The following is a 21,733-nucleotide window of genomic DNA, read 5'->3' on the forward strand; positions in this document are numbered from 1 at the left end:
CGCTTCTGTCAGCGGGGAAGCCCCCGCGCGGGTAGCTACCGGGAGCCGGCGGGGTTAAGCAGTCCCTCAAGCCAGCCGCCGAGCTCGGCGAGGGTCTGGCCGGTGATGCCATGCCCGCCGGGATCGCGGCGGGAAGTGACGGCGGCAGCGGACCCGCCATGCAGATAGTCCCAGGTGCGCTGCAGCAGTTCCGCGGGGATGACGCGGTCCTGCTCACCGTGCGCCACGAAGACTGGAACGCCCTCCAGACGGGCGGGGGTAACGGGCACGCCGGCGTCGAAGGGCAGGGTGCCGTAAAGGACAGCGGCGCCCGCAAAACGTTGCGGATCCGCCAGCAGCAGGCCGCCCGCGAAGGCTGCCCCGCCGCTGAATCCGACCAGCACCACGGGCCTGCCAGCCGGAGCCGCAGCATCCAGCCAGGCGCGGAACCAAGCCATCGTTTCGGCCAGGGATTCCGCAGTGGGCCGGCCGATGCCGCGGTTGGCGAACCAGGCGTAGCCACCGCCTTCGGCGATCGGCGCCCGCACCGCGGCGTAGGCGGGGCCTTCCGGCAGGTGGTCGGCGAGGCCGATGATGTCCTGTTCGTTCGAGCCGCGGCCGTGCAGCAGCACTACCAGGGGCTTCGCCGGATCCGTGGATCCGGCAGTTGCGATGACGTGCCCGGTGTCAGTGGTTTCCATTTACTTGGTGACCTGGAGTCCGGTGTCCCACTTGAAGTCCGCGAACTCGGGATTGGCCTGCATGGTCATCAGGACGAACTGGAAGCCTTCGAGTTCGCGGGCCCGCTTGAGCGGTCCGACCACCAGGGGGCGCAGGCCTGCGGCACTGGCGAAGCTGCCGACAGCACCGGTGGAGTCGGCGTTGTCACCGGCGATGAACACATCCAGGGGCTGGCCGCCGGACTCGCCGGCCGCAAGGGGGCCTGCGAACGTGGTGTTGAAGGCCTTGACCACGTGGGCGCTGGCCGGGGCGAGCTTGGCGATCTCCTCCGCGGCTGAGGTCCCCGGCGCCACGACCAGTGAGTCGAAGGTCTCGAAGTCGACGGGGTTCGTGATGTCCACGATGGTCTTGCCGGCCAAAGCCTCCCCGTAGGTGCTCACCAGCGATTTCGCGGCATCGAACGGAACGGCCAGGACCACGATGCTCCCCTTGGGGGCCTGGGCAGTGCTCCCGAACGTGACTCCCCCACCGAGCTCGTTGGCCAGGGCCTGGGCCTTGCCGGCCTCCTGGCCGAGGATCTCGACGCTCTGGTTGGCGGCGAGCGCGCGGGTGGCGATTCCTCGGGCCATGTTGCCGTTGCCGATGATGGTGATGTTCGTCATGGGGTTCTTCTTTCCGAATATGCGGGCCAGGAGGTTCTTCATCAGGTTCTGTTCTGCCTTGTAGTTGTTTGATTGAAGCTACAACTAAATATAGACGCCGAAAGTTGAAGAGTCAATGGTTTTCTTTCCGCCCACATCGGTCCACTGGAATCTTGCCCGCAAAGTCCTCTGGTTCGCGTTTCTGCCGGCCTGAGAGAATGGCCCAATGGAAATCGCGCTGGGACTTCTGGTTCTCGTCGCGGTGGTCTGTGCCGGCAGTGCCCTGGGCCGGAAGCTCAACGTTTCCGTTCCGTTGCTGCTGGTGCTGGCCGGCGTCGCGGGTTCCTTCCTTCCGTTCGTTCCGCACATAGAGCTGAACCCCGAAGTTGTCCTGGTCGGCCTGCTCCCGCCCCTGCTTTACGCCGCGGCGCTGCGGACATCCCTCTTTGATTTCGGCTCCAACCGCCGCGCCATCGGCCTGCTCTCGGTGGGTTACGTCATTTTCGGCACCATCACCGTGGGCCTGGTGGTCTGGTGGCTGTTCCCGGAGATCCCGCTGGCTGCCGCGATCGCCCTCGGCGCGGTTCTGGCGCCGCCGGACGCGGTGGCTGCGACCGCCATCGCGCGAAAAGTGGGGATGCCCCGCCGCATTGTCGCCATCCTTGAGGGTGAATCGCTGGTCAACGACGCGACGGCACTGATCTGCCTGCGCTCGGCAATCGCGGCGATCTCGGGGGCGGTGTCCGTGGCGGGGATTGCCGGGGACTTCCTGCTCGCGGCGGGCGGGGGGCTGGTGGTGGGCATGGCCGCCGCGTACATCCTGACGGCACTCCGCAAGCGGATCCGGAACGTCGCGATCAACACCTCGACGTCGCTGGTGGCCCCGCTGGTCGCGTACCTCCCGGCCGAGGCGATCCACGCGTCCGGTGTGCTCGCCGTCGTCGTTACCGGGCTGGTGATGGGCACGAAGGCGCCGTCGATGCCCAACGGCGCCGCCCGGCTGAGCCAGCGCAGCAACTGGAACACGGTGCAGTTCCTGCTGGAGAACTCAGTATTTCTGCTGATCGGGCTGCAGGTGCGGAGCATCGTCGACGGCGTCCAGGACGATTCCCTCGGCGCCGGCCGCATCTGGGCGGGCTGCGCGGTGATCCTGCTGGCGGTGCTGGTGCTCCGTCCGGTGTGGGTGTTCCCGGCGACGTACCTGCCCCGGCTGATTCCGGCCGTGCGGCGGCACGACCCGGCCCCGCCGTGGCAGTACGCCGCGGTGGTTTCCTGGGCCGGAATGCGGGGTGTGGTCACCCTGGCCGCGGTGTTGGTGCTGCCCCCGGATCTGGAACACCGGCCGGTGCTGGTCCTCGCCGCCCTGGTGGTGGTGGGCGGCACGCTGACGCTGCAGGGCTTCACCCTCCCGGCACTCGTGCGCGGCCTGCGGATCCAGGGCCCGGACCAGCGCGAGGACGCGCTGAACCAGGCGTCGCTGATGCAGCTGGCCACCGCAGCCGGCGTTGCGCGCCTGCAGGAACTGCGCACGGAGGATGATCCGCCGGAGGTTGTGGCGATGCTGAAGCGCCGCACCCAGGAGCGCGGGCTGGCTGCCTGGGAGCGGCTGGGCCGGCCGGCGGCGGAAACGGCGACTCCCAGCGAACGCTATGCCCGGCTGCGGCTTGCCATGCTGGACGCGGAACGGGCCAAGGTGCTGGAGCTGCGGCGCGGCGGCGAGTACGCCCACGAGGTCCTCAGCGCCGTCCTGGACCGGCTGGACGTTGAGGAATCCATGCTGGACCTGTCGCTCGACGAGGTGGATACATCCGGCGAAGGCGGCGGCGAGGGGATTGCGCGGCCCGGCGGCGTATGCGGCCACCTTGAGGCAGCCCGGCCCCGGGAGGTTCCCCTCGACGCCTATTGTGCGGACTGCCTGCGGGAAGGCACGACGACGGTGCACCTGCGAATGTGCCTGGGCTGCGGCACGGTGGGGTGCTGTGATTCCTCGGAGGGAACGCACGCGTCGAAGCATTTCAAGGCGACCGGGCACCCGGTCATGCGGAGCATCGAGCCGGGCGAGGACTGGCGCTGGTGCTACCAGGACGACCTGCTGGGCTGACGGGACCACCCGCCGTCGCCAGCTCACATGGTCAGCTCACGTCGTCGGCTCAGAAAGTTCAGGCGACCTCGGCGAGAACCCCGTCGATTCTGGAAAGCAGGCCCGGCCATCCGTTGCCCATGCCCTCCATGGCCTGCCGGCCCATTGGTGTGTCGAGACGGAAGCCGGCGTGCTCGAAGTGCAGGACCGTTCCGTCGTCCACCGGTTCGAGCCGCCACGTGATGGTGGTGTCCAGATTCCCCTCGGAGAAGAGGAACGTGATTGACTCTCCCGGCTCCACGGCGAGGACTTCGCATTGCTGCTGGCCCCACGCGCCCATGTCCAGGCTGAAGCGGTGGCCCACCACCGGCGCGATATCGCCCGGGGCCCACCAGCGCGCCAGCAGTTCCGGCGTGGTCAGTGCGGCCCACACAGCGGGGGTGGGGTGCGGGAAGCGGCGCTCGAGCCGGATTGCGTTGTCGGTCATGACGGTTTCTCCTCGTCCAGAAGTTCGGCCAGCGCGTCGAGGCGCCGGTTCCAGTAATGCTCCACGTGCTTCACCCAGTCGCTGACCTCGGCGAGGCCTGCCGGCTGCAGGTGGTACAGCCGGTTTCGGCCGTGCCGCTCTTCCCGGACCAGCCCGGCTTCGCGCAGGACGGCCAGGTGTTCGGACGCCGCGGAACGGCTGAGATCCAGCAACCCCGTGAGTTCCCCCGCTGTCCGGGGCCCGCTGCACAGCTCGTCGAGAATGACGCGCCGGGCCGGGTTGGCCACAGCGGCGAAGACATCAAGAAGCACCCACCCAGTATACGTCGGAAATTTCCGACATATAACGGCGCGCCCTCCCTAGTGATCGACGACGGCAATGATCGACGACGGCATTGATCGACGACGGCGGCCTTGCGCCGGCGGCGCCGCGGCCGCGGTTACGCTGGGCGGATGCTGACCGGACGGGAACCGGTTCTGCGTCATCGGCAGAAGCCCTGGACCACTATGCTGATCGGACCATCCGAGGAGATGGCTGGGTAGCACAGGGGGCATTGGTGGTATCAGGTTTTGACAGGAAGGACTCGTCGGGCACGCCTGCCGGCGGGCAGGATATTCCGGGCGTCCGCCGTTCTCCAAGCGGGCGCATCCCGCAGTGGGCGATTGATGAGGCGCTCGGCAGGGTTGAAGACCCCGGACCGTGGCGGAGCGCTCCGGTGCCACTCGCGGGCCGAGAGCGGCGAGGCTTTCGCAGTCCACGCCGGCCCCGTGGGCGCAAGTGGAAGGGGCGGTCAGCCACACTGCTGGGCCTCGCGCTGCTGGTGGGACTGTATTTCACGCCCACCCTGTTCAACCGGTTCGTGTTGTCGGCCGCGCTGCCCCACCTGCCCGGTTCAGAGGTCCCTCCCCCGGGTTTTGAATCTGCGTCGTCTCCTCTTGGCCGCCCGCCGGCCGTCAAGGGCTCAGGTGCCTACGTCCTGCAGGGATCGCCGGATCCCGCCCAGCCGTTCGTTGCCTACGATCCGTGCCGTCCGGTCCATTACGTGGTCCGCCCGGACCAAGCGCCGCCCGGCACAGACCAGCTCATCCGGGAGGCAGTGGCCGCGGTTTCCGCTGCCTCAGGGCTGCAGTTCGTGTACGACGGCGCCACCTCCGAAGCGCCCACGGTAGACCGCGATGCGTATCAGCCTGCGCGCTACGGCAAGAAATGGGCGCCGATCCTGATTGCGTGGTCAACTCCCGAGGAAGCACCCGACCTGGCGGGCAGGGTTGCGGGCACCGGCGGCAGCGCATCCATCCAGATCCAGGGCGAACCCTACGTTTACGTCACGGGCCAGGTGCAGCTTGACGGACCGGGCCTGACCGAAACTCTGGCCTTTCCCGATGGGCCCGCACTGGTCCGGGCCATCATCATGCACGAGCTGGGACATGTCGTGGGGCTGAACCATGTGGGCGACCCGACGCAGCTGATGTACGAGGAGAACAGCGGGCAACTCGACTTCGGGACCGGCGACCGCGCCGGACTGGCTCTGCTGGGAACGGGCAAGTGCGTCCCACGGCTGTGACGCTGGGTGCAGGAGTTACGCCGCGAGCCCCGGCCAGCCTGCGCTGGCCGGGGCTCTCGGACCGATGGGTTCAGTGCAGGTCACACGCGCACGGGCACCGCAACCTTGAGCGGTTCGATCTTGCCCATAACGAACAGGTAGTTCGCCGCACCGATGAGGGACACGGCTCCGATGACGGCGAGCGGTGCCACGAAGGATCCGGTCTGGTCCACCAGGACGCCGATCAGGATGGGGGTGAAGATGCCGGCGAGGTTGGACGCGAAGTTCTGGAGTCCACCGATGGAACCGACGTGCCTCGAGCTTGGGGCCACGTCCGCCGGAAGCGACCAGATGCCGGTGGCAGCCACGGTCAGGCTGGAGTACGCCACGGACAAGAGGGCCAGGGCCATCCAGGCCTCGGGCACCAGTGCAGCGAACATGATCACCGAACCGCCCGTCAGGCCGCCGGCGATGGCGGTCTTGCGGACGCGGGTCACGGAGATGCCGCGCTGCACGGCACGGTCGGCAACGTAGCCGGCGAGCCAGCCGAAGGCGACGGCGCAGATGCCGGGAATCGCGCCGAACATCCCGAGCTTGAGCAGGTCGAAGCCCCGTTCCTTCACCAGGTAGCTCGGGAAGAAGGTGATGAAGAAGTAGATGGCGCTGTTGAGGCAGAAGAAGCCGAACATCATGCTGAGTACGGTCCGGTACTTGAAGAGCGAACGCCACGGAAGCTTCGCGGCTTCCGCGTCATCACTCGCCGCGCTCCGGGCGCCGCCTTCCTGGATGTAAGCCACCTCGGCGGCGTCGGCGGTGGGGTGCTCTTCCGGGCTGCGGTAGACCTTCCACCAGACGGCGGCCCAGATGACGCCGGCAATTCCGATGATGATGAACACAGCATGCCATGAGGTGAATGCAACGATCAGGGTCACGATGGGCAGGGCGATCACAGCACCCACCCGGGATCCGGAATCCCAGATGCTCGTGGCAAACGCGCGTTCACGGACCGGGAACCAGGTGGCAACCACCTTGGCCGCAGTACTCGGGGCGGGGCTTTCACCGACGCCGAGCAGGAAACGGGCGGCGAAGAGGGACCAGAAATTGGTGGCCGCAGCTGTGGCCATGGTGAAAACGGACCACCACAGGGCCGCCAGCGAGAACGACCGCCGCGGGCCTACCTTGTCGACGTACCATCCGGCTGCCAGCTGGCAGAAGTCGTAGGCCCAGAAGAACGCGGCGAAGATCAGGCCCTGCTGAGTTGCCGAGAGCTCGAAGTCCTTGCCCATGAACGGCAGGGCCACGCTGAGGCTGGAGCGGTCCAGGTAGTTGATGCTCAATCCGATGAAGGCGAGCCAGATAATCATCCAGCGCTTGCGGGTCATGGTGCGGGGAGCCTTGGGGGAAGTTGGGGGGGCGGGCCGGCTGTCCAGGACAGTCATAGCGTCTCCTTTGACGTAAACGTTGCTTTTTCCGTGAAGCACGGGCGGGGACAACGCCGAGAACCCCGGCGTCAAAATCATGTAGGAATCGCAACGATCATATAGTAGATGTGATCCAGAGCAAGTTTTGGATCACATACGTCCCCAACCGACCTTAGCCGCCGGTGGCTTATGATTCCCACTAGTGACTCCGTCCAACCAGCACAAAGAGGTAGCCGCGTGCCCCCACGTCAATCATCCGATGCATCAAAAGGCAAGGCGGCCGTCAGCGACGTCTACGCCTCCATGCGCGCCTCCATCCTCAAGGGCGAAATCGAACCGGGCGCACGGATCAACATTGATGCGGTTTCCCGAAGCCTGGGCGTCTCGCAGACGCCGGTGCGGGAAGTTCTTCAGCGGCTTGAGGGCGACAACCTGGTGGTTTACAGCCCTGGCCGAGGCTACAGCACCACACCGCTGCTCGGTTTGGACGAGCTGCGCTCCCTGTTCGAGTTCCGCCTACTGGTTGAACCATGGGCGGCCAGGGCGGCAGCCGTGGATCGGCTCTCCAACCCTGCCCGGGCGCTGGAAAAGGAATTGACCGCATTCAAGGGCGCCATGAGGGGCGGGGGCGACCTGCGCCAGGACCTCGTGGCGCATGACACCCGCTTCCACGACACCATCCTGCTGGCCGCAGGAAACCCGGTAGTGCAGCACGCCTTCGCCCAGACCCACTGCCACCTGCATACATTCCGCCTCTACCCGGCGGATATCGACGGCGCCATCACCATCGCCGAACACGCCACCGTTCGGGAAGCCATCGCAGCATGCCAGCCGGACCGCGCCGAGGAAGCCATGGCGGAGCACATCAGGAACTCCTACTCGCGTTTTGCCCAGGCCTTCGAAGGAGAGGCGGACCTGCCGCCCCTGGAGAGCGGCGGGCCCCCGGGAAGGCATATCGTCAACTGAAACTGGAGCTCCGGCCTGCTGGCCGGAGCTCCTCTTATTTTCTCCGACACTTGATCTGCGTCACTGTCCCTATATGATTATCGAACTTCATATAGGAATCGTGTCCACTCATTTCAATTGATCGAGAGAAGAAAACCATGAGTTCCATCATTTCCATCCACACCCAGGACGTGCGGTTCCCGACTTCCCTGGAGCTTGACGGTTCCGACGCCGTCAACGTCGACCCGGATTACTCTGCCGCCTACGTCGTCATCCGCACCGATGCAGGCGACGAGGGCCACGGGTTCGTTTTCACATGCGGACGCGGCAACGAAATCATCACCCACGCCATTGACGCCTACGCCCGCCTGCTCCTGGGCCGGGACATCGAAGAACTCATCTACGACCTTGGAGGCGCCTCCAAGCGGCTTATCCATGATTCGCAGCTGCGCTGGCTCGGCCCTGAGAAAGGCGTCACCCAGATGGCGGCCGGCGCCCTGGTCAGCGCCCTCTGGGACATCCGCGCCCGGCGCGAGAACAAGCCGCTGTGGCTCCTGCTCAGCGAAATGCCCGCCGAAGAGATCGTTGACGTCGTCGATTTCACCCACATCCGCGACGCCCTGAACCCGCAGCAGGCCCTGGACATCCTCCGGGCCGGCGAAGACGGAAAGGCAGCCCGGATCGCCGCCCTCAAAGTGGACGGCTACCCGGCTTACACCACTTCTCCCGGCTGGCTGGGCTACAGCGACGAAAAACTCGTCCGGCTGAGCAAGGAGGCGGCCGCGGACGGCTTCTCCATGATCAAGCTGAAAGTGGGCGGGAACATTAGTGACGACCGCCGCCGCATGGCCCTGGCCCGGCAGGCCGTGGGCGAGCTCCCCATCGCCATCGACGCCAACCAGCGGTGGGAAGTTTCCGAAGCCATCGAATGGGTCAACCAGCTGGCCGAGTTCAACCCGTACTGGATTGAAGAGCCCACCAGCACGGACGACATCCTGGGCCACGCGGACATCCGCAAGGGCGTTTCGCCCGTCCGGGTGGCCACCGGCGAAGCCGTGGCGAGCCGCATCGTATTCAAGCAGCTGCTCCAGGCCGGCTCCATCGACGTACTGCAGCTGGACTCCACCCGGGTGGGCGGCGTCAACGAGAACATCGCCATACTTCTGCTGGCCGCCAAGTTCGGCGTTCCGGTGTGCCCGCATGCCGGCGGGGTGGGCCTCTGCGAGCTCGTCCAGCACTTCTCCTTCTTCGACTACGCGGCCATCACCGGCAGCCAGGACGGCCGGATGATCGAGTACGTGGACCACCTGCACGAGCACTTCGCCGAGCCCGTCCGCATCATCAACGGCCGCTATGCCGCCCCGCAACTGCCCGGCACCGGCGCCGAGATGCTCAGCGCCTCGCGGTCCCGCTGGGAATTCCCGGGCGGGGCAGGCTGGGCGGAAGTGGGCAACCGCGCCGCCGTAACGGGCGCATCCGTGACCGGAGCGGGTGCACTCCGATGACCACCACTGTTGATGACCTCAACCTGACTGTGGACGCCGCCCACGCCGCATTCGAAAAGGGCCGCACCGCGGACCCAGGCACCCGCGCGTCATGGCTGGAGGCCATGGCAGCTGGCCTGGAGAACGACGCCGAGTCGCTGGTGGCTACCGCGGTTCAGGAAACCCACCTCGGCGAGCCACGGCTCCGGGGCGAACTTAAGCGCACGGTCTTCCAGCTTCGGCTCCTCGCCGAGGAAATCCGGAGCGGTGAGCACCTCGACGCCACCATCGACCGGGCGGATCCGGACTGGGGCATGGGACCGCGGCCGGACCTGCGCAGGCTCAACGTGTCCATCGGCGTCGTCGGTGTCTTCGGAGCGTCCAACTTCCCGTTTGCCTTCAGCGTGATGGGAGGCGACAGCGCCTCCGCACTGGCCGCCGGCTGCGCCGTGGTGCACAAGGCACACGACGGACACCGGAATCTTGCCGTTCGCACCGCCGAGACTGTCATGGCCGCACTGGAAACTTCCGGAGCACCTTCCGGGCTGTTCTCGCTGGTCACCGGCCGGGCCGCCGCGGAGGCCCTGGTTGACCACCCCCTGGTCAAGGCCATCGGGTTCACCGGATCGACGGCGGGCGGCCGGGCACTGTTCGACCGTGCCGCAGCCCGGCCCGAACCGATTCCCTTCTTCGGCGAACTGGGCGGCATCAACGCCGTGTTCGTCACCGAGAACGCCTGGACGGCGCGGCGCGACGAAATCCTCAGCGGATACGCCGCCTCCTTCACCCTGGGAATGGGCCAGTTCTGCACCAAGCCAGGGCTCCTCTTTGTTCCCGGCGGAAAGGCCGACGGCGTCCGGCAGGTTCTCAGCGGTGCGCTGGCGGATTTTGCCGCGACTCAGCTGTTGAGTCCGCGGCTGCACGAGGGCTACCGCCAGTCTGTGCAGAATCTGTGCAGCACCACGGGTGTGCATGTCCTCGTGGAAGGGGACTTCAACGAGGCCCCGGCGCCCACTGTGCTCCGGACGACCTCCGCTGAGGTACGCAACGACCCCTCGATTCTCCGGCAGGAAATGTTCGGGCCCGCCAGCCTGGTGGTGGAGTACGGCGACGAATCGGAGCTCCTGGAACTTGCGGGACTCCTGGAAGGCCAGCTCACCACAACCCTCCAGGCAGAAGCCGACGACGAAATCTCCGACCTCGCCGCACGGCTGGCGGATCTCAGCGGCCGGGTCCTCTGGAACGGCTGGCCCACCGGCGTAACTGTCAGCTACGCCCAGCACCACGGCGGCCCGTACCCGGCCACGACCTCAGCCACGACGTCCGTGGGTACAGCCGCCATCAGGCGCTTCCTCCGGCCCGTGGCCTACCAGTCGTTCCCGGCAGGACGGCTGCCCGAACCACTGCAGGACAGCAATCCCTGGAACGTTCCGCAGCGCGTCGACGGCCAATGGCACCGACCCGCCCGGCCGGGACAAACCCCGGGAAGCGGGGACCAGGCATGAGCGCGGCGCTGGACACCAGCGCGGCATCGGTGCTCCCCGACGACGCCGCACAGGCCCTCCTGATCGGCCGCGTGTGGGATGTCGAAACCGGCGGACCACGGGTGGTGGCCGTCGGGGAGGAGGACGTCTTCGACCTCCAGCACCTGGCCGGCACCGTTTCCGAGCTCCTGGAACGGCCCGGCCTCGTGGCGGACGTCCGCGCCGCCCTGTCGCGTCCCCGGTGGAAGACCAGCGAGGTCGTTCACGCCTCCATGACGCAGGATACGGCCCGCCCGCATTTCCTGGCTCCCGTGGACCTTCAGGTCATCAAGGCCTGCGGCGTGACGTTCGTGGACAGCATGATCGAACGGGTCATCGAGGAGCGCTGCGCCGGAGACGCCACCCGGGCGGCCGGGATGCGGGAACTGGTGGGCCGCGCCCTCGGCGGCAGCCTCGGCTCGATCCGGCCCGGCTCCGCCGAGGCAGCCGAAGCCAAGAAGGTGCTGATCGCCGAAGGGCTCTGGTCACAGTACCTTGAGGTCGGCATCGGCCCGGACCCCGAGGTGTTCACCAAGGCCCCGGTGCTTTCCTCCGTGGGACTGGGCGCGGGGGTCGGGATTCCTGCCTTTTCCTCCTGGAACAACCCGGAGCCGGAACTGGTGCTCATTGCCACCTCGGACGGCACGGTTGTGGGCGCCACGCTGGGCAATGACGTGAACCTCCGCGATGTGGAGGGCCGGAGCGCCCTGCTGCTCGGGAAGGCCAAGGACAACAACGCGTCCAGCGCCCTGGGTCCCCTGATCCGGCTGTTCGATGACGGCTTCACGCTGGAGACCCTGCGCCAGGAGGAGATCCTGCTGCGCGTGGAAGGCCAGGACGGCTACTCGCTGGAAGGCCGCAACTCCGTTTCCCGGATCAGCCGGCCGTTCGAGGAACTCGTTGCGTCCACGCGTGGAAAGCACCACCAGTACCCGGACGGATTTGCCCTGTTCACCGGCACGCTGTTCGCCCCCACACAGGACCGTGACCAGCCGGGCCAGGGTTTCACCCACCATCCGGGAGACACAGTGACCATCCGCAGCCGCCACCTCGGCGCCCTCGTCAATGTGGTGGGGGCCGCAGAGGAGCTGCCGGAATGGACGTTTGGCCTGCGGCAATTGTTCGACTATCTGCATGATCAGCGCCGGTTCCCCGAAGCAAGCAGTCCCGCAGCAAAAAGTCCCGAAGCAAGCAGTAAGGAATATGCCTCATGAAGTTCGCCCAGACCGGCGCCCCGGGCGCCGAACAGCCCGTCCTGATCCACGAGGACACCCATTACTCGCTCCGCAGCCTCACATCGGCAATCGACGGTGACTTCCTCTCCAACGGCGGCCCTGCCGCTGCCGCCGCTGCACTGGCTGCAGGCACCCTGCCGGTGGCCAGTTCGGACGACGTCCGGTACGGCGCCCCCATGGCGCGCCCCTCCGCCGTCGTCTGCGTCGGATTGAACTACGCTGCCCACGCGGCGGAATCCGGTGCCCAGCCGCCTGAACATCCGGTCATTTTCCTCAAAACGCCCAACACCGTGGGCGGACCGGACGATTCCGTAAGCATCCCGCGGGGGTCCACCAAAACCGACTGGGAAGTGGAGCTCGGGATCATCATCGGGAAACGGGCCTCCTACCTGGACTCCCCCGAAGCCGCCCGCGGCCACATCGGCGGCTTCGTGGTGGTCGATGATCTGTCCGAGCGCGATTTCCAGCTGACCGTTTCCGGCGGCCAGTGGTCCAAGGGCAAGAGCTCAGCGGGGTTCTGCCCCACTGGCCCGTACCTGGTCACACCCGACGAGGTGGACGCCGGCAATCTCCGGCTGCGCAGCTGGGTCAACGGCGAGGTGCGGCAGGATTCATCCACGGGGGACATGATTTTCGATGTGGACACGATCGTGTGGAACCTGAGCCAGTACATGGTGCTTGAGCCCGGCGACCTCATCTGCACGGGCACTCCCGAAGGTGTCGGGCTGTCCGGGCGCTTCCCGTATCTTCAGCCCGGCGACGTCGTTGAAATCGAGATTGAAGGCCTGGGACGCCAGCGCCATGAGTTCACAGCATGATCGCAGACCCAGCGATGGAGTTTGATGGCATTCGTGTCATCATCACGGGCGGGGCCTCCGGCATCGGGGCCGCCACAGCGTCACATCTCACGCGGCGTGGAGCGAAGGTTGCGGTGCTGGATCTGACGCCTGATCCGGCCAGCGAAATGGCCCTGTCAATCCAGTGCGACGTGGCCGATGACGCCTCGGTGCGCGCCGCCGTCGAACGCGTCGCCCGGGAATTCGGCGGGATCGACGTCGTGGTCAACAACGCCGGAATCGGTGCCCAGGGCACCGTGGCGGACAACGACGACGCCGAGTGGCAGCGCGTCCTGGACGTGAACGTCATTGGTGCGGTGCGCGTGAGCCGGGCTGCGCTGCCTTATCTCCGGCAGTCCGGCGCCGCCGCGATCGTCAACACCTCCTCCGTCGCGGCAACGGCGGGGCTGCCCGCGCGGGCACTCTACGCAGCAACCAAGGGTGCCATCCGGTCGCTGACGCTCAGTATGGCGGCGGACCATGTCCGGGAGGGCATCCGGGTCAACTGCGTCAACCCCGGCACCGCAGACACTCCGTGGATCAACCGGCTCCTGAGCCAGGCGGAGGACCCGGTGGCGGAACGCGCAGCGCTGGAGGCCCGCCAGCCGCACGGCCGGCTGGTGACTCCCGCCGAGGTCGCAGCAGCGATTGCCTACCTGGCCAGTCCGTTGGCGGGCTCAACCACGGGCACTGAACTGGCGGTCGACGGCGGCATGCAGGCGGTGCGGCTGCGCCCCGCCACGTAGAAGCTGAGGCGCCGAGAAAAGCCTTGACCTGCGTCACATCCCCTATATGATAGTTACTATTCCTATATGATTCACCACGGCGAGCAACCGGGCCCCGGACTCCGCCACCCCTCCCGCATCCGATCCGCACCATAATTTCCAGGAGACTACCCATGTTCAGAGCAACACCGAAGTTGCTTCTTGTTCCGGCTATCGCGTTGGCGCTCACGCTGGGCGGCTGCTCCTCAGGGGGCACCTCCGCCGGCGGCACCAGCACAACAGGAGCCGTGGCAGACAGCCACCTCGCCCAGATACTCAAGTCGAAGACGATCAAGATCGCCGTCAGTGCCGATTCCCCCGGATATGGCGTCATGACCTCATCGGGCGAGCACGAGGGTTTCGACATTGACGTCGCCAATGCCCTCGGCGCCTCGCTGGGCGCAAAGATTGAGTTCGTCACCGCCACGAACGAAAGCCGCATCCCGCTGCTGCAGACTGACAAGGCAGACGCCGTCATCGCCACGTTCACGGCATCCGACGCCCGCGCCCAGGTGGTGGACATGTCCGAGCCCTACGCCGCCAGCTCCACGGTCTTCATGGTGCCTGCGGGAAGCCCGGTCTCAAGCTACGCGGACCTGGACGGGAAATCCGTGGCTACCTCCCGCGGCAGCGTGGGCGAGCAGATCCTCAAATCCACCTTCCCGAACGCCAAAATAGCCGGCTTCAACACAACTGCAGACTCCATCCAGGCCCTCAAAAGCGGCAAGGTTGACGCGCTGATTGAGAACAACGCCATCGTCGGCGGGCTCGTGAAAAATGAACCGTCCGCGTACCAGGTGGTCAAGGGCGACCCGATCAAGCCGGCGCTGTTCTCCATCGGCGTCAAGCAGGGCGACCAGACGTGGCTTAACTACCTCAACAACTTCATCCGGAACTACAACATCTCCGGACAGAACGAAGCCTCCCTGCAGAAGTGGTTCGGGCTGAAGCTTCCCCCCTTCCTCGCCCACTAACAGCATTCGGACGCACTCTCCGGTGTGGGTGGAGGACATGCAGTCGTCCACCCACGCCGCCGTTCACCGATAGGACCCCCTGCTCATGGCTTTATATTTCGGAGACCTACTCCCGTACAGCTCTCTATTGCTTGAGGGGCTCTGGACGGCCCTGTACATCACGCTCGTGGCCATGGTGGCGGGAAGCGCCCTGGGCGTCTTCCTGTACCTGGGGAAGGCCGGGCCGGGAAAACCACTCAGCATCTTCTGCACCTGCTACATCGAGGCCATCCGCAACACTCCCCTGCTGGTGCAGCTGTACCTGATCTACTTTGCCCTTCCCGCGCTGGGCATCAACCTTGAGCCCACCTGGGCGGCGGTCATCGGCCTGACCCTGAACAACGCGGCCTACACGGCGGAAATCTACCGGGCCGGGTTCGAATCGGTGCCCCACGGGCTGCGTGAGGCCGGCAAGGCGCTGGGCATGAAGCCCGCGCAGATCGTGCGGTACATCGTCCTGCTGCCTGCCACCCGCAACGTTTTCCCCGCACTGACCAACCAGCTGATTCTGCTGTTCCTGGCTTCGTCGATTGGATCCATCATCTCGCTTCCTGAACTGACCAACGCGATCATGAGCGTCAGCAACACCACGTACCGGACCGTTGAGGTGCTCGCCGCGGGCGGGCTGCTTTACCTGGGCGTCTCCGCCCTCCTGTCCCTGGCCTCCAAACGGGCCGAAACAACGCTGTTCCGGTGGGCGGTGGGTGCACGTGTTTAGGGCCTTTGACTGGCAGGACCTCCTTCCGCTGGCGAAGGGTGCCTGGCTGACCATTCAGCTCTGTGCAATGTCCGGCATCCTTGGAATCATCTTCGGACTGATCCTTGGCATTGCCAGAACCTCCCCCAGCAGGATCGCCCGGTGGATCAGCACCGTTTACATCAGCTGCGTGCGCGGGGTACCCATCCTGGTCATCATCTTCTTCATCTTCTTCGGAATCCCCCTGCTCTTCCCCGGCCTGGAACTGGAGAAATTCGCCTCAGCCGTCATCGCGCTGACCTGCTTCGCCGCCGCCTACGTGGCCGAGATCGTCCGGGGCAGCATCGAAGCGGTCCCCAGGGGGCAGAGTGAAGCGGCAGCCGCCCTCGGCCTCAATTATTGGGAGAAACTCCGGTATGTGATCATGCCTCAGGCCAGGAAGATCATGGTTCCCCCGGGCATCGGCTTCCTGATCGGGCTCGTCAAGGACTCGTCACTGGTCACGGTGACCGGGCTGGTTGAACTGACGCATGCGGGAAACATCGTCACCAACCTCACCGGCGATCCCATCCTGACATTCCTGACTGTCGCGGCCATGTACTTCGTTATTTGCTACAGCATCTCCCTGCTGGGACGCCTGTACGAGAAGCGGACCGGCATCCAGATTGACCCCCTCAAACTTCCCGAGCCCGCGGCACTCTAGATCGGAATATGACTGTGATTTTTGTTGAGAATTTGAATAAGAAGTTCGGGCCCAACCACGTACTCAGGGGCGTTGACTGCCACATCCGTGAGCGCGAGGTCGTGTGCGTCATCGGCCCGTCGGGTTCGGGCAAGAGCACGTTCCTGAGGTGCATGAACGGCCTGGAGTCGATCACATCCGGCAGCATCGTGATCAACAAGCACAGGTTGGATGACTCCAAAACGAACATCAACCTGGTACGGCAGGAAGCGGGCATGGTCTTCCAGCATTTCAACCTGTTTCCGCACCTGAAGGTCATCGACAACGTCATGCTGGCCCCGTTGAAGGTGGCCAAGGTCAACAAGGACGAAGCCCGTGCCAAAGCCGAGATGCTGCTGGCAAAGGTCGGTCTTGCGGAAAAGATGGACGCCTTCCCGGGGAGCCTGTCCGGCGGCCAGATGCAGCGCGTCGCCATAGCGCGGGCGCTTGCCATGGGGCCCAAAATCATGCTCTTTGACGAGCCCACCTCGGCCCTGGACCCCGAAATCGTGGGTGAGGTGCTGACGGTCATGAAGGACCTGGCCAACGAAGGCATGACCATGGTGGTGGTCACCCACGAAATGGGCTTCGCCCGCGAAGTGGCCGACCGGGTGCTCTTTATGGACCAGGGGCTGATCGTCGAGGAAGGCTCGCCCGAGGACATCTTTTCCTCGCCGCGGAATGCCAGAACCCAGGGGTTTCTCAGCAAAGTTCTCTAGCGGGGCATGAGGAGAGCGGACGACGGCGGGAGGTCCCGCCGTCGTCCGCTCCCGTTTTGACGCCGCTCCGGTCAGTTCTTTGCGACGTCCAGCTCAATCACTGCCCAGGACAGTGCCGGGAGCGTTGCCCGCAGCTCGGAGCCGGTCGCCTTCGCCCCTTCCAGGGGCTTGAGCCCCACCTGGCCCGGACTGCTTTGGGTGTTGACGGTGAAACGGTCCCCGCCGTCGGGAATCTCCAGGACCTCCGCGCGGAGCACCTGGCGGGCATCAAACCCGCGCAGTGAGACTTCGATGTCCGCCGCTTCCTCGAGGCCGCGGTTTGCCAGGAAGAGGGCCACGCTCCCCGTTTCCTCATTCCACGTGGCACTGACATCCACGAGGTCGGTGCCACCGAAGCGGGCGTTCTCATACTTGTCCGAGTCAACGGACAGGCGCAGGATCTGGCCCTTGGCCAGCTCAGCCATGCGGGCGAACGGGTGGAAGATGGTCTGGCGCCATGCAGGGCCGTTTTCCTCGCTGAGGATCGGCGCGATGACATTGACCAGCTGCGCCTGGTTGGCGATCTTGACCCGGTCGCCGTGGCGGAGCAGCGAGTTCAGCAGGGTTCCCACCACCACGGCGTCCGTCACGTTGTACTTGTCCTCGATGAGCTTGGGGTGCTCGCGCCAACCGGCCTTGGCGACGTTGCGCAGCTGGTCCTCCGTGTCCCGGCCGCGCTGGTACCACACGTTCCACTCGTCGAAGGAAAGGTTGATGTGCTTCTTGTGCTTTCCCTTCGCCCGGACGGCGTCGGCAGTCGCGATGACTGACTCGATGAAGTAGTCCGTATCCACTGCGCTGGCCAGGAAGCTGCCGGCGTCGCCGTCGTGTTCCTGGTAGTAGGCGTGGAGGGAGACGTAGTCCACCTCGTCGTAAGCGTGGGTCAGGACAGTCTGCTCCCAGGCGCCGAAGGTCGGCATGCCCGAGTTGGAACTTCCGCAGGCCACCAGTTCGATGTCCGGGTCCACGAAGCGCATGGCCTTGGCGGCTTCCAGCGCCAGGCGGCCGTATTCCTCGGCGGTCTTGTGGCCGATCTGCCACGGTCCGTCCATCTCGTTGCCCAGGCACCAGAGCTTGATGTTGAACGGATCCTTGTGGCCGTTCTTGGCGCGGAGGTCGGACCAGTAGCTGCCGCCGGGGTGGTTGGCGTATTCGACGATCTCGCGGGCCGCGTCCACTCCCCTGGTGCCCAGGTTGATGGCTTCCATGATTTCCGTGCCGGCCAGGCGGGACCAGTCAACGAATTCGTGCAGACCGAAAGCGTTGGTCTCCACGGTGTGCCAGGCGCCGTCCAGCCTGCGGGGACGGTCCTCACGCGGGCCGATGCCGTCCTCCCAGTTGTAGCCCGAGACGAAGTTGCCGCCGGGATAGCGGATGACGGTGGCTCCGAGCTCCTTGACGAGTTTGAGGACGTCGCGGCGGAAGCCGTTCTCATCCGCCTCGGGGTGGCCCGGCTCGTAGATGCCGGTGTAGACGCAGCGGCCCATGTGCTCCACGAAGGAGCCAAAGAGGCGGCGGGGTACTTCGCCGATGGTGAAGTCGCGGTCGAGGGTGATGCGTGCGCGGGACATGTTCAGCACTCCTTGGTTGTTTTTCAGGTCTGTTCGCAGCGTTGGCTGGTGGGCGGAAGGTGCCGGCTCAGGTTCCGGCGAGGCCTGTCGTCGCAACGCCCTTGATGATCTGGCGCTGGAAGAAGAGGAAAACGAGGATGAGCGGCAGCGCCGCGAGCAGGGCGGACGCCATGTTCTGCGCGTACTGGATGCCGTAGGCGCTCTTGATGGTCTGCAGGCCCACCGGAAGGGTGAGGAGCGCGCCGTCGTTGGTGGCAATGAAGGGCCACAGGAAGTTGTTCCAGGCGCCGATGAACACGAAGATGGCGACGGCGGCGAGGATGGGCCGGGACAGCGGCAGGATGATCTGGGTGAAGATCCGCATGCGGCTGGCCCCGTCCATCACCGCGGCTTCTTCCAGTTCGCGGGGAATCTGGTCGAAGAACTTCTTGAGCACGAACACCATGGCCGGGTGGATGACCTGCGGCAGGATGATGGCCCACGAGGTGTCGATCATGTGCAGGGCGAGCATCTGGTAGAAGAGCGGGATGATCAGGACCGGCGGAGGGATGATGATGGAGGCGATGATCACCGTCATCAGCACCTTCTTGCCCCTGAAGTCGATCCGGGACAGGGCGTACGCCACCAGTGCGGAGATCACCAACGTGATGGCCGTGATGGCCGCCGAGGTGTAGAGCGAGTTCCACGTCCAGAGGGGGATGTTGCCGTCCTGGAAAACCTTCACAAACGCTTCGGGGGTAAAGCCCGACGGCGGCACCCAGCTGACCTTGGGAGCCGCGGCATCCGTCTCGGTCTTGAAAGCGGTGGCGGTTGCCCAGGCGAAGGGGATCAGCCAGAGGACTGCGATCAGCGCGGCGACTACGACGGCGGCGATCTTGCCTGCCGTCATCTTCTTCCGGGGTTGGCGCAGTTCCTGGCTGGTGCTGGTGCTTGACTCGGCGCGGTCGAGGGTCTGAATTGCCATGGTTATGCACTCCTGCGGCGGGTGATGACGAACTGCATGACCGAGACGAGCACAATCAGTCCGAAGAAGATGTAGGAGATGGCTGCAGAATACCCCAGCCGGTAGCCGGTGAACCCGGTTTCAAAGATGTACTGCACCACGGGGCGGGTTGCTCCGCCGGGGCCGCCGGCGGTCATCTGGTACACCTGATCGAAGATCTTGAGCGAAGCCAGGATCTGGAGGAGCACGATCATCACGGTGGTGGGTGTCAGTTGCGGCAGGGTGATGGAGAACAATTGGCGCCAGGCTCCGGCGCCGTCGAGGGATGCTGCCTCATAGTGCTGCTGCGGGATGTTCTGCATCGCGGCCAGGTACAGCAGGAAGTTGAACCCCACCGTCCACCAGAGCGTGGCGATGACGATTGCCCACATGGCCACGTTCGGGTCGTTCAGCCAGGCGACCTTGGGGATTCCGATCTTGGACAGGGAATCGTTGATGAGGCCAAGCTGCGGGTTGTACATCCAGGTGAAGAACAGCGAGACCACGGTGGACGCCAGCAGGTACGGAGCAAAGTAGGAGAGCCGCCACAGCCATTGGGCCGGCAACCCGACGTTGAGCAGTGCCGCCATCACCAGGGCCACCAGTACAAGCGGGACTGTGCTGATCACCGTGAAGTACAGGGTGTTGCCGAGTGAGCGCCACATGCCGGCGTCGGCCAGGGCTTCGGCGTAGTTGGCGAAGCCGATCAGGCTGTCATTGGCTCCGGTGAGGGACTTGCCGGTGAGGCTCATGTAGACGCCGTAAAGAAGGGGCCATACAAGGAAAACGAGGAAGAAAACCAGGAAGGGCGCGGCGAACCCCCAACCGCTGAGGTTGCTCCTGGTGAGGCTCCCGGGGCTCCGCCGGGCTGTTAGTGAAGAACTCATGAAGGACTCCTTTGTCGCTCGGTGCGGTTAGACGGGGTTGGGCCGGGAAAGAAGGTGGTTGGTGCGCTCTTCGAAGGCGGCCCAGCCTGCGGCTGCCTTGTCGCGGCCAAGGAAGACGTTCTGTACGTTCTCCGCGAAGTAGGTCTGCCAGTCGGAGCCCGAGCCGCTGAACCAGGATTCGGGATCGTAGGCGATGACGTCGGCTGCATTGGCGTAGTGCGCCTGCGGCCTGAGGTCCTTGTAGGCCTGGGATTGAACCACGGGCTGGTAGGCGGGAATGTGGCCCGCTTCTGCCCAGGACAGTGATCCCTTGAGGACGTCGCTGACGAACTTGTAGACGTCCCGGCGCTTCGTTTCGTCCACGTTCAGCTGCCGTGGAAGGACGAAGGAATGCGAGTCTGCGTATGCAGCCGGGGTGCCGTAGAGCGTGGGAATGGTGGCCGCGTCCACCGGGATGCCCGCTTTCTTCATCGTGGGCAGTTCCCAGACGCCGCTGAACAGCATGCCCGAGCCGCCGCGGGCGAATTCGGCGATGCCGGTGCTGATGTCGCCGCTCTTGGCCGCGATGGTGTCATCGAAAAGCGATGCCATGAATTCCAGTGACTCAATGGCTGCGTCCCGGTCAACCTTCATCGGCTGGCCCGGCGTCAGGGTGATGTCCGCACCGTGCTGCTTGTAGAGCGTGTAGAAAAGCCGCCACATCTGGGAACCACTGCCAAGGTAGCCAAAGGACAATCCGTGGGCCTGGGTGACCTTCTGCATTTCCTTGGCCATGGCCACGAATTCCTGCGGGGAAGCCACCTCCTGCAGTTGCCCGTTGCCGGCAAGGACGCCGGCCTTGCGGGCGATGTCCGTGTTGTAGAACATGACGAACGGATGTGAATCCAGGGCGATGGAGAACACCTTGCCGTTCTGCTGGCTCTTCTCCCAGATCCGCGGTGCGAAGTTTGCGTCAGTCACGCCGTGCTCTGCCAGGAGCGAGAGGTCCCAGGGGTCGATCAGGCCGCCGGGAGCGTACCCCGGCACCCGGCTGGCGTGCATGATCGCGAGCTCCGGCGGCCGTCCGCCTGCCGAGGCCATGGCCAGTTTGGTGTAGTACGGCGGCCCCCAGGCCAGCACGGTGGGGTGCACCTTGAAGTCCGGATTGGCCTGGTTGGCACCGTTGATCATCGCCTGCATCTTGATGCCGTCGCCACCGGACAGCAAATGCCAGAACCCGATGTCCCGCACCCCGGCGGCCTGGGCATTTCCGCCGCAGCCAGTCAGTGCTCCTGCTGCCAGGACGCTGCCCAGGGCGGCCGTTCCCGTTAATAACTGCCGCCGGGACAACTGCTTCCCGGGCAAAAATTCAAACTGCTTCACCAATCACTCCTTTGGATGGGTCCGCTGAAAGGGTTGCTTCTGTGGATCAAAAACTCGGTTCCGGCGCGCTCCGCTCCCGGCAATAGCCTCGGGCGAGGTGACGCAGGTCTCACGTTACATCGA

At 65.3% G+C, this 21,733-nt stretch carries 21 protein-coding genes; 12 read left to right on the forward strand and 9 right to left on the reverse strand.

Features of this window, described 5'->3' with window-relative positions:
• Positions 1–35 precede the first annotated feature (35 nt).
• Together ABIA70_RS19285 and ABIA70_RS19290 are read right to left on the reverse strand one after the other, a co-directional pair.
• The gene (locus ABIA70_RS19285; protein WP_354149188.1) at positions 36–680 is read right to left on the reverse strand and encodes an alpha/beta hydrolase; all 645 of its coding nucleotides are present in this window, start codon (positions 678–680) and stop codon (positions 36–38) included.
• Positions 681–1,322: an NADPH-dependent F420 reductase gene (locus ABIA70_RS19290; protein WP_354149189.1), complete on the reverse strand. Its 642-nt coding sequence runs from the start codon at positions 1,320–1,322 to the stop codon at positions 681–683.
• A 205-nt stretch (positions 1,323–1,527) separates the two neighbouring features.
• Here ABIA70_RS19290 and ABIA70_RS19295 point away from each other — a divergent pair, with 205 nt between their 5' ends.
• Positions 1,528–3,402, forward strand: coding sequence for a Na+/H+ antiporter (locus ABIA70_RS19295; RefSeq protein ID WP_354149190.1), 1,875 nt, complete (start codon positions 1,528–1,530; stop codon positions 3,400–3,402).
• Between the two features lie 58 nt (positions 3,403–3,460).
• Here ABIA70_RS19295 and ABIA70_RS19300 read toward each other — a convergent pair whose 3' ends face one another.
• Together ABIA70_RS19300 and ABIA70_RS19305 are read right to left on the reverse strand one after the other, a co-directional pair.
• A complete protein-coding gene (locus ABIA70_RS19300; RefSeq protein WP_354149191.1) occupies positions 3,461–3,868 on the reverse strand; it encodes an SRPBCC family protein in 408 nt (135 codons plus the stop codon).
• A complete protein-coding gene (locus ABIA70_RS19305) occupies positions 3,865–4,179 on the reverse strand; it encodes an ArsR/SmtB family transcription factor (protein WP_354149192.1) in 315 nt (104 codons plus the stop codon). Before ABIA70_RS19305 ends, ABIA70_RS19300 begins: the two co-directional genes overlap by 4 nt.
• Positions 4,180–4,688: 509 nt before the next feature.
• On the opposite strand from ABIA70_RS19305, the gene ABIA70_RS19310 reads away from it, so the two are divergent.
• Positions 4,689–5,432: a zinc metalloprotease gene (locus ABIA70_RS19310; RefSeq protein WP_354149193.1), complete on the forward strand. Its 744-nt coding sequence runs from the start codon at positions 4,689–4,691 to the stop codon at positions 5,430–5,432.
• Between the two features lie 80 nt (positions 5,433–5,512).
• On the opposite strand, the gene ABIA70_RS19315 is transcribed toward ABIA70_RS19310, so the two are convergent.
• On the reverse strand, positions 5,513–6,850 hold the full coding sequence (locus tag ABIA70_RS19315; protein ID WP_354149194.1) for an MFS transporter: 1,338 nt from the start codon (positions 6,848–6,850) through the stop codon (positions 5,513–5,515).
• Between the two features lie 219 nt (positions 6,851–7,069).
• Between ABIA70_RS19315 and ABIA70_RS19320 the strand changes: the two genes are divergently transcribed.
• The 10 genes from ABIA70_RS19320 to ABIA70_RS19365 all read left to right on the forward strand — a co-directional run bounded on the left by ABIA70_RS19320 (position 7,070) and on the right by ABIA70_RS19365 (position 16,769).
• On the forward strand, positions 7,070–7,798 hold the full coding sequence (locus tag ABIA70_RS19320) for a GntR family transcriptional regulator (RefSeq protein WP_354149195.1): 729 nt from the start codon (positions 7,070–7,072) through the stop codon (positions 7,796–7,798).
• 137 nt (positions 7,799–7,935) lie between these two features.
• Positions 7,936–9,282: an L-fuconate dehydratase gene (locus ABIA70_RS19325; protein WP_354149196.1), complete on the forward strand. Its 1,347-nt coding sequence runs from the start codon at positions 7,936–7,938 to the stop codon at positions 9,280–9,282.
• Positions 9,279–10,766, forward strand: coding sequence for an aldehyde dehydrogenase (NADP(+)) (locus ABIA70_RS19330; protein ID WP_502917237.1), 1,488 nt, complete (start codon positions 9,279–9,281; stop codon positions 10,764–10,766). The genes ABIA70_RS19325 and ABIA70_RS19330 overlap by 4 nt, the downstream gene beginning before the upstream one ends.
• On the forward strand, positions 10,763–11,998 hold the full coding sequence (locus ABIA70_RS19335) for a fumarylacetoacetate hydrolase family protein (protein ID WP_354149197.1): 1,236 nt from the start codon (positions 10,763–10,765) through the stop codon (positions 11,996–11,998). The genes ABIA70_RS19330 and ABIA70_RS19335 overlap by 4 nt, the downstream gene beginning before the upstream one ends.
• A complete protein-coding gene (locus tag ABIA70_RS19340; protein ID WP_354149198.1) occupies positions 11,995–12,837 on the forward strand; it encodes a fumarylacetoacetate hydrolase family protein in 843 nt (280 codons plus the stop codon). The genes ABIA70_RS19335 and ABIA70_RS19340 overlap by 4 nt, the downstream gene beginning before the upstream one ends.
• Before the next feature lie 14 nt (positions 12,838–12,851).
• Positions 12,852–13,601: an SDR family NAD(P)-dependent oxidoreductase gene (locus ABIA70_RS19345; protein ID WP_354149280.1), complete on the forward strand. Its 750-nt coding sequence runs from the start codon at positions 12,852–12,854 to the stop codon at positions 13,599–13,601.
• A gap of 152 nt (positions 13,602–13,753) precedes the next feature.
• Complete coding sequence (locus tag ABIA70_RS19350) at positions 13,754–14,593, forward strand: transporter substrate-binding domain-containing protein (protein ID WP_354149199.1); 840 nt, start codon at positions 13,754–13,756, stop codon at positions 14,591–14,593.
• 85 nt (positions 14,594–14,678) lie between these two features.
• Positions 14,679–15,350 carry an amino acid ABC transporter permease gene (locus ABIA70_RS19355; protein WP_354149200.1) on the forward strand — a complete coding sequence of 224 codons (672 nt, stop codon included), beginning with the start codon at positions 14,679–14,681 and terminating at the stop codon, positions 15,348–15,350.
• On the forward strand, positions 15,343–16,032 hold the full coding sequence (locus ABIA70_RS19360; protein WP_354149201.1) for an amino acid ABC transporter permease: 690 nt from the start codon (positions 15,343–15,345) through the stop codon (positions 16,030–16,032). Before ABIA70_RS19355 ends, ABIA70_RS19360 begins: the two co-directional genes overlap by 8 nt.
• Positions 16,033–16,040: 8 nt before the next feature.
• Positions 16,041–16,769, forward strand: a complete 729-nt coding sequence (locus tag ABIA70_RS19365) for an amino acid ABC transporter ATP-binding protein (RefSeq protein WP_354149202.1) — start codon at positions 16,041–16,043, stop codon at positions 16,767–16,769.
• A 71-nt stretch (positions 16,770–16,840) separates the two neighbouring features.
• Here ABIA70_RS19365 and arfA read toward each other — a convergent pair whose 3' ends face one another.
• The 4 genes from arfA to ABIA70_RS19385 all read right to left on the reverse strand — a co-directional run bounded on the left by arfA (position 16,841) and on the right by ABIA70_RS19385 (position 21,610).
• A complete protein-coding gene (arfA, locus tag ABIA70_RS19370; protein WP_354149203.1) occupies positions 16,841–18,379 on the reverse strand; it encodes an arabinosylfuranosidase ArfA in 1,539 nt (512 codons plus the stop codon).
• A 67-nt stretch (positions 18,380–18,446) separates the two neighbouring features.
• Positions 18,447–19,343, reverse strand: coding sequence for a carbohydrate ABC transporter permease (locus ABIA70_RS19375; RefSeq protein ID WP_354149204.1), 897 nt, complete (start codon positions 19,341–19,343; stop codon positions 18,447–18,449).
• 2 nt (positions 19,344–19,345) lie between these two features.
• A complete protein-coding gene (locus tag ABIA70_RS19380; RefSeq protein WP_354149205.1) occupies positions 19,346–20,248 on the reverse strand; it encodes a carbohydrate ABC transporter permease in 903 nt (300 codons plus the stop codon).
• 27 nt (positions 20,249–20,275) lie between these two features.
• Positions 20,276–21,610 (reverse strand): extracellular solute-binding protein, encoded by a 1,335-nt coding sequence (locus ABIA70_RS19385; protein WP_354149206.1) that lies wholly within the window; start codon positions 21,608–21,610, stop codon positions 20,276–20,278.
• Positions 21,611–21,733 lie beyond the last annotated feature (123 nt).

The sequence above is a fragment of the Arthrobacter sp. 754 genome, assembly GCF_040548695.1.
Classification (GTDB): domain Bacteria; phylum Actinomycetota; class Actinomycetes; order Actinomycetales; family Micrococcaceae; genus Arthrobacter.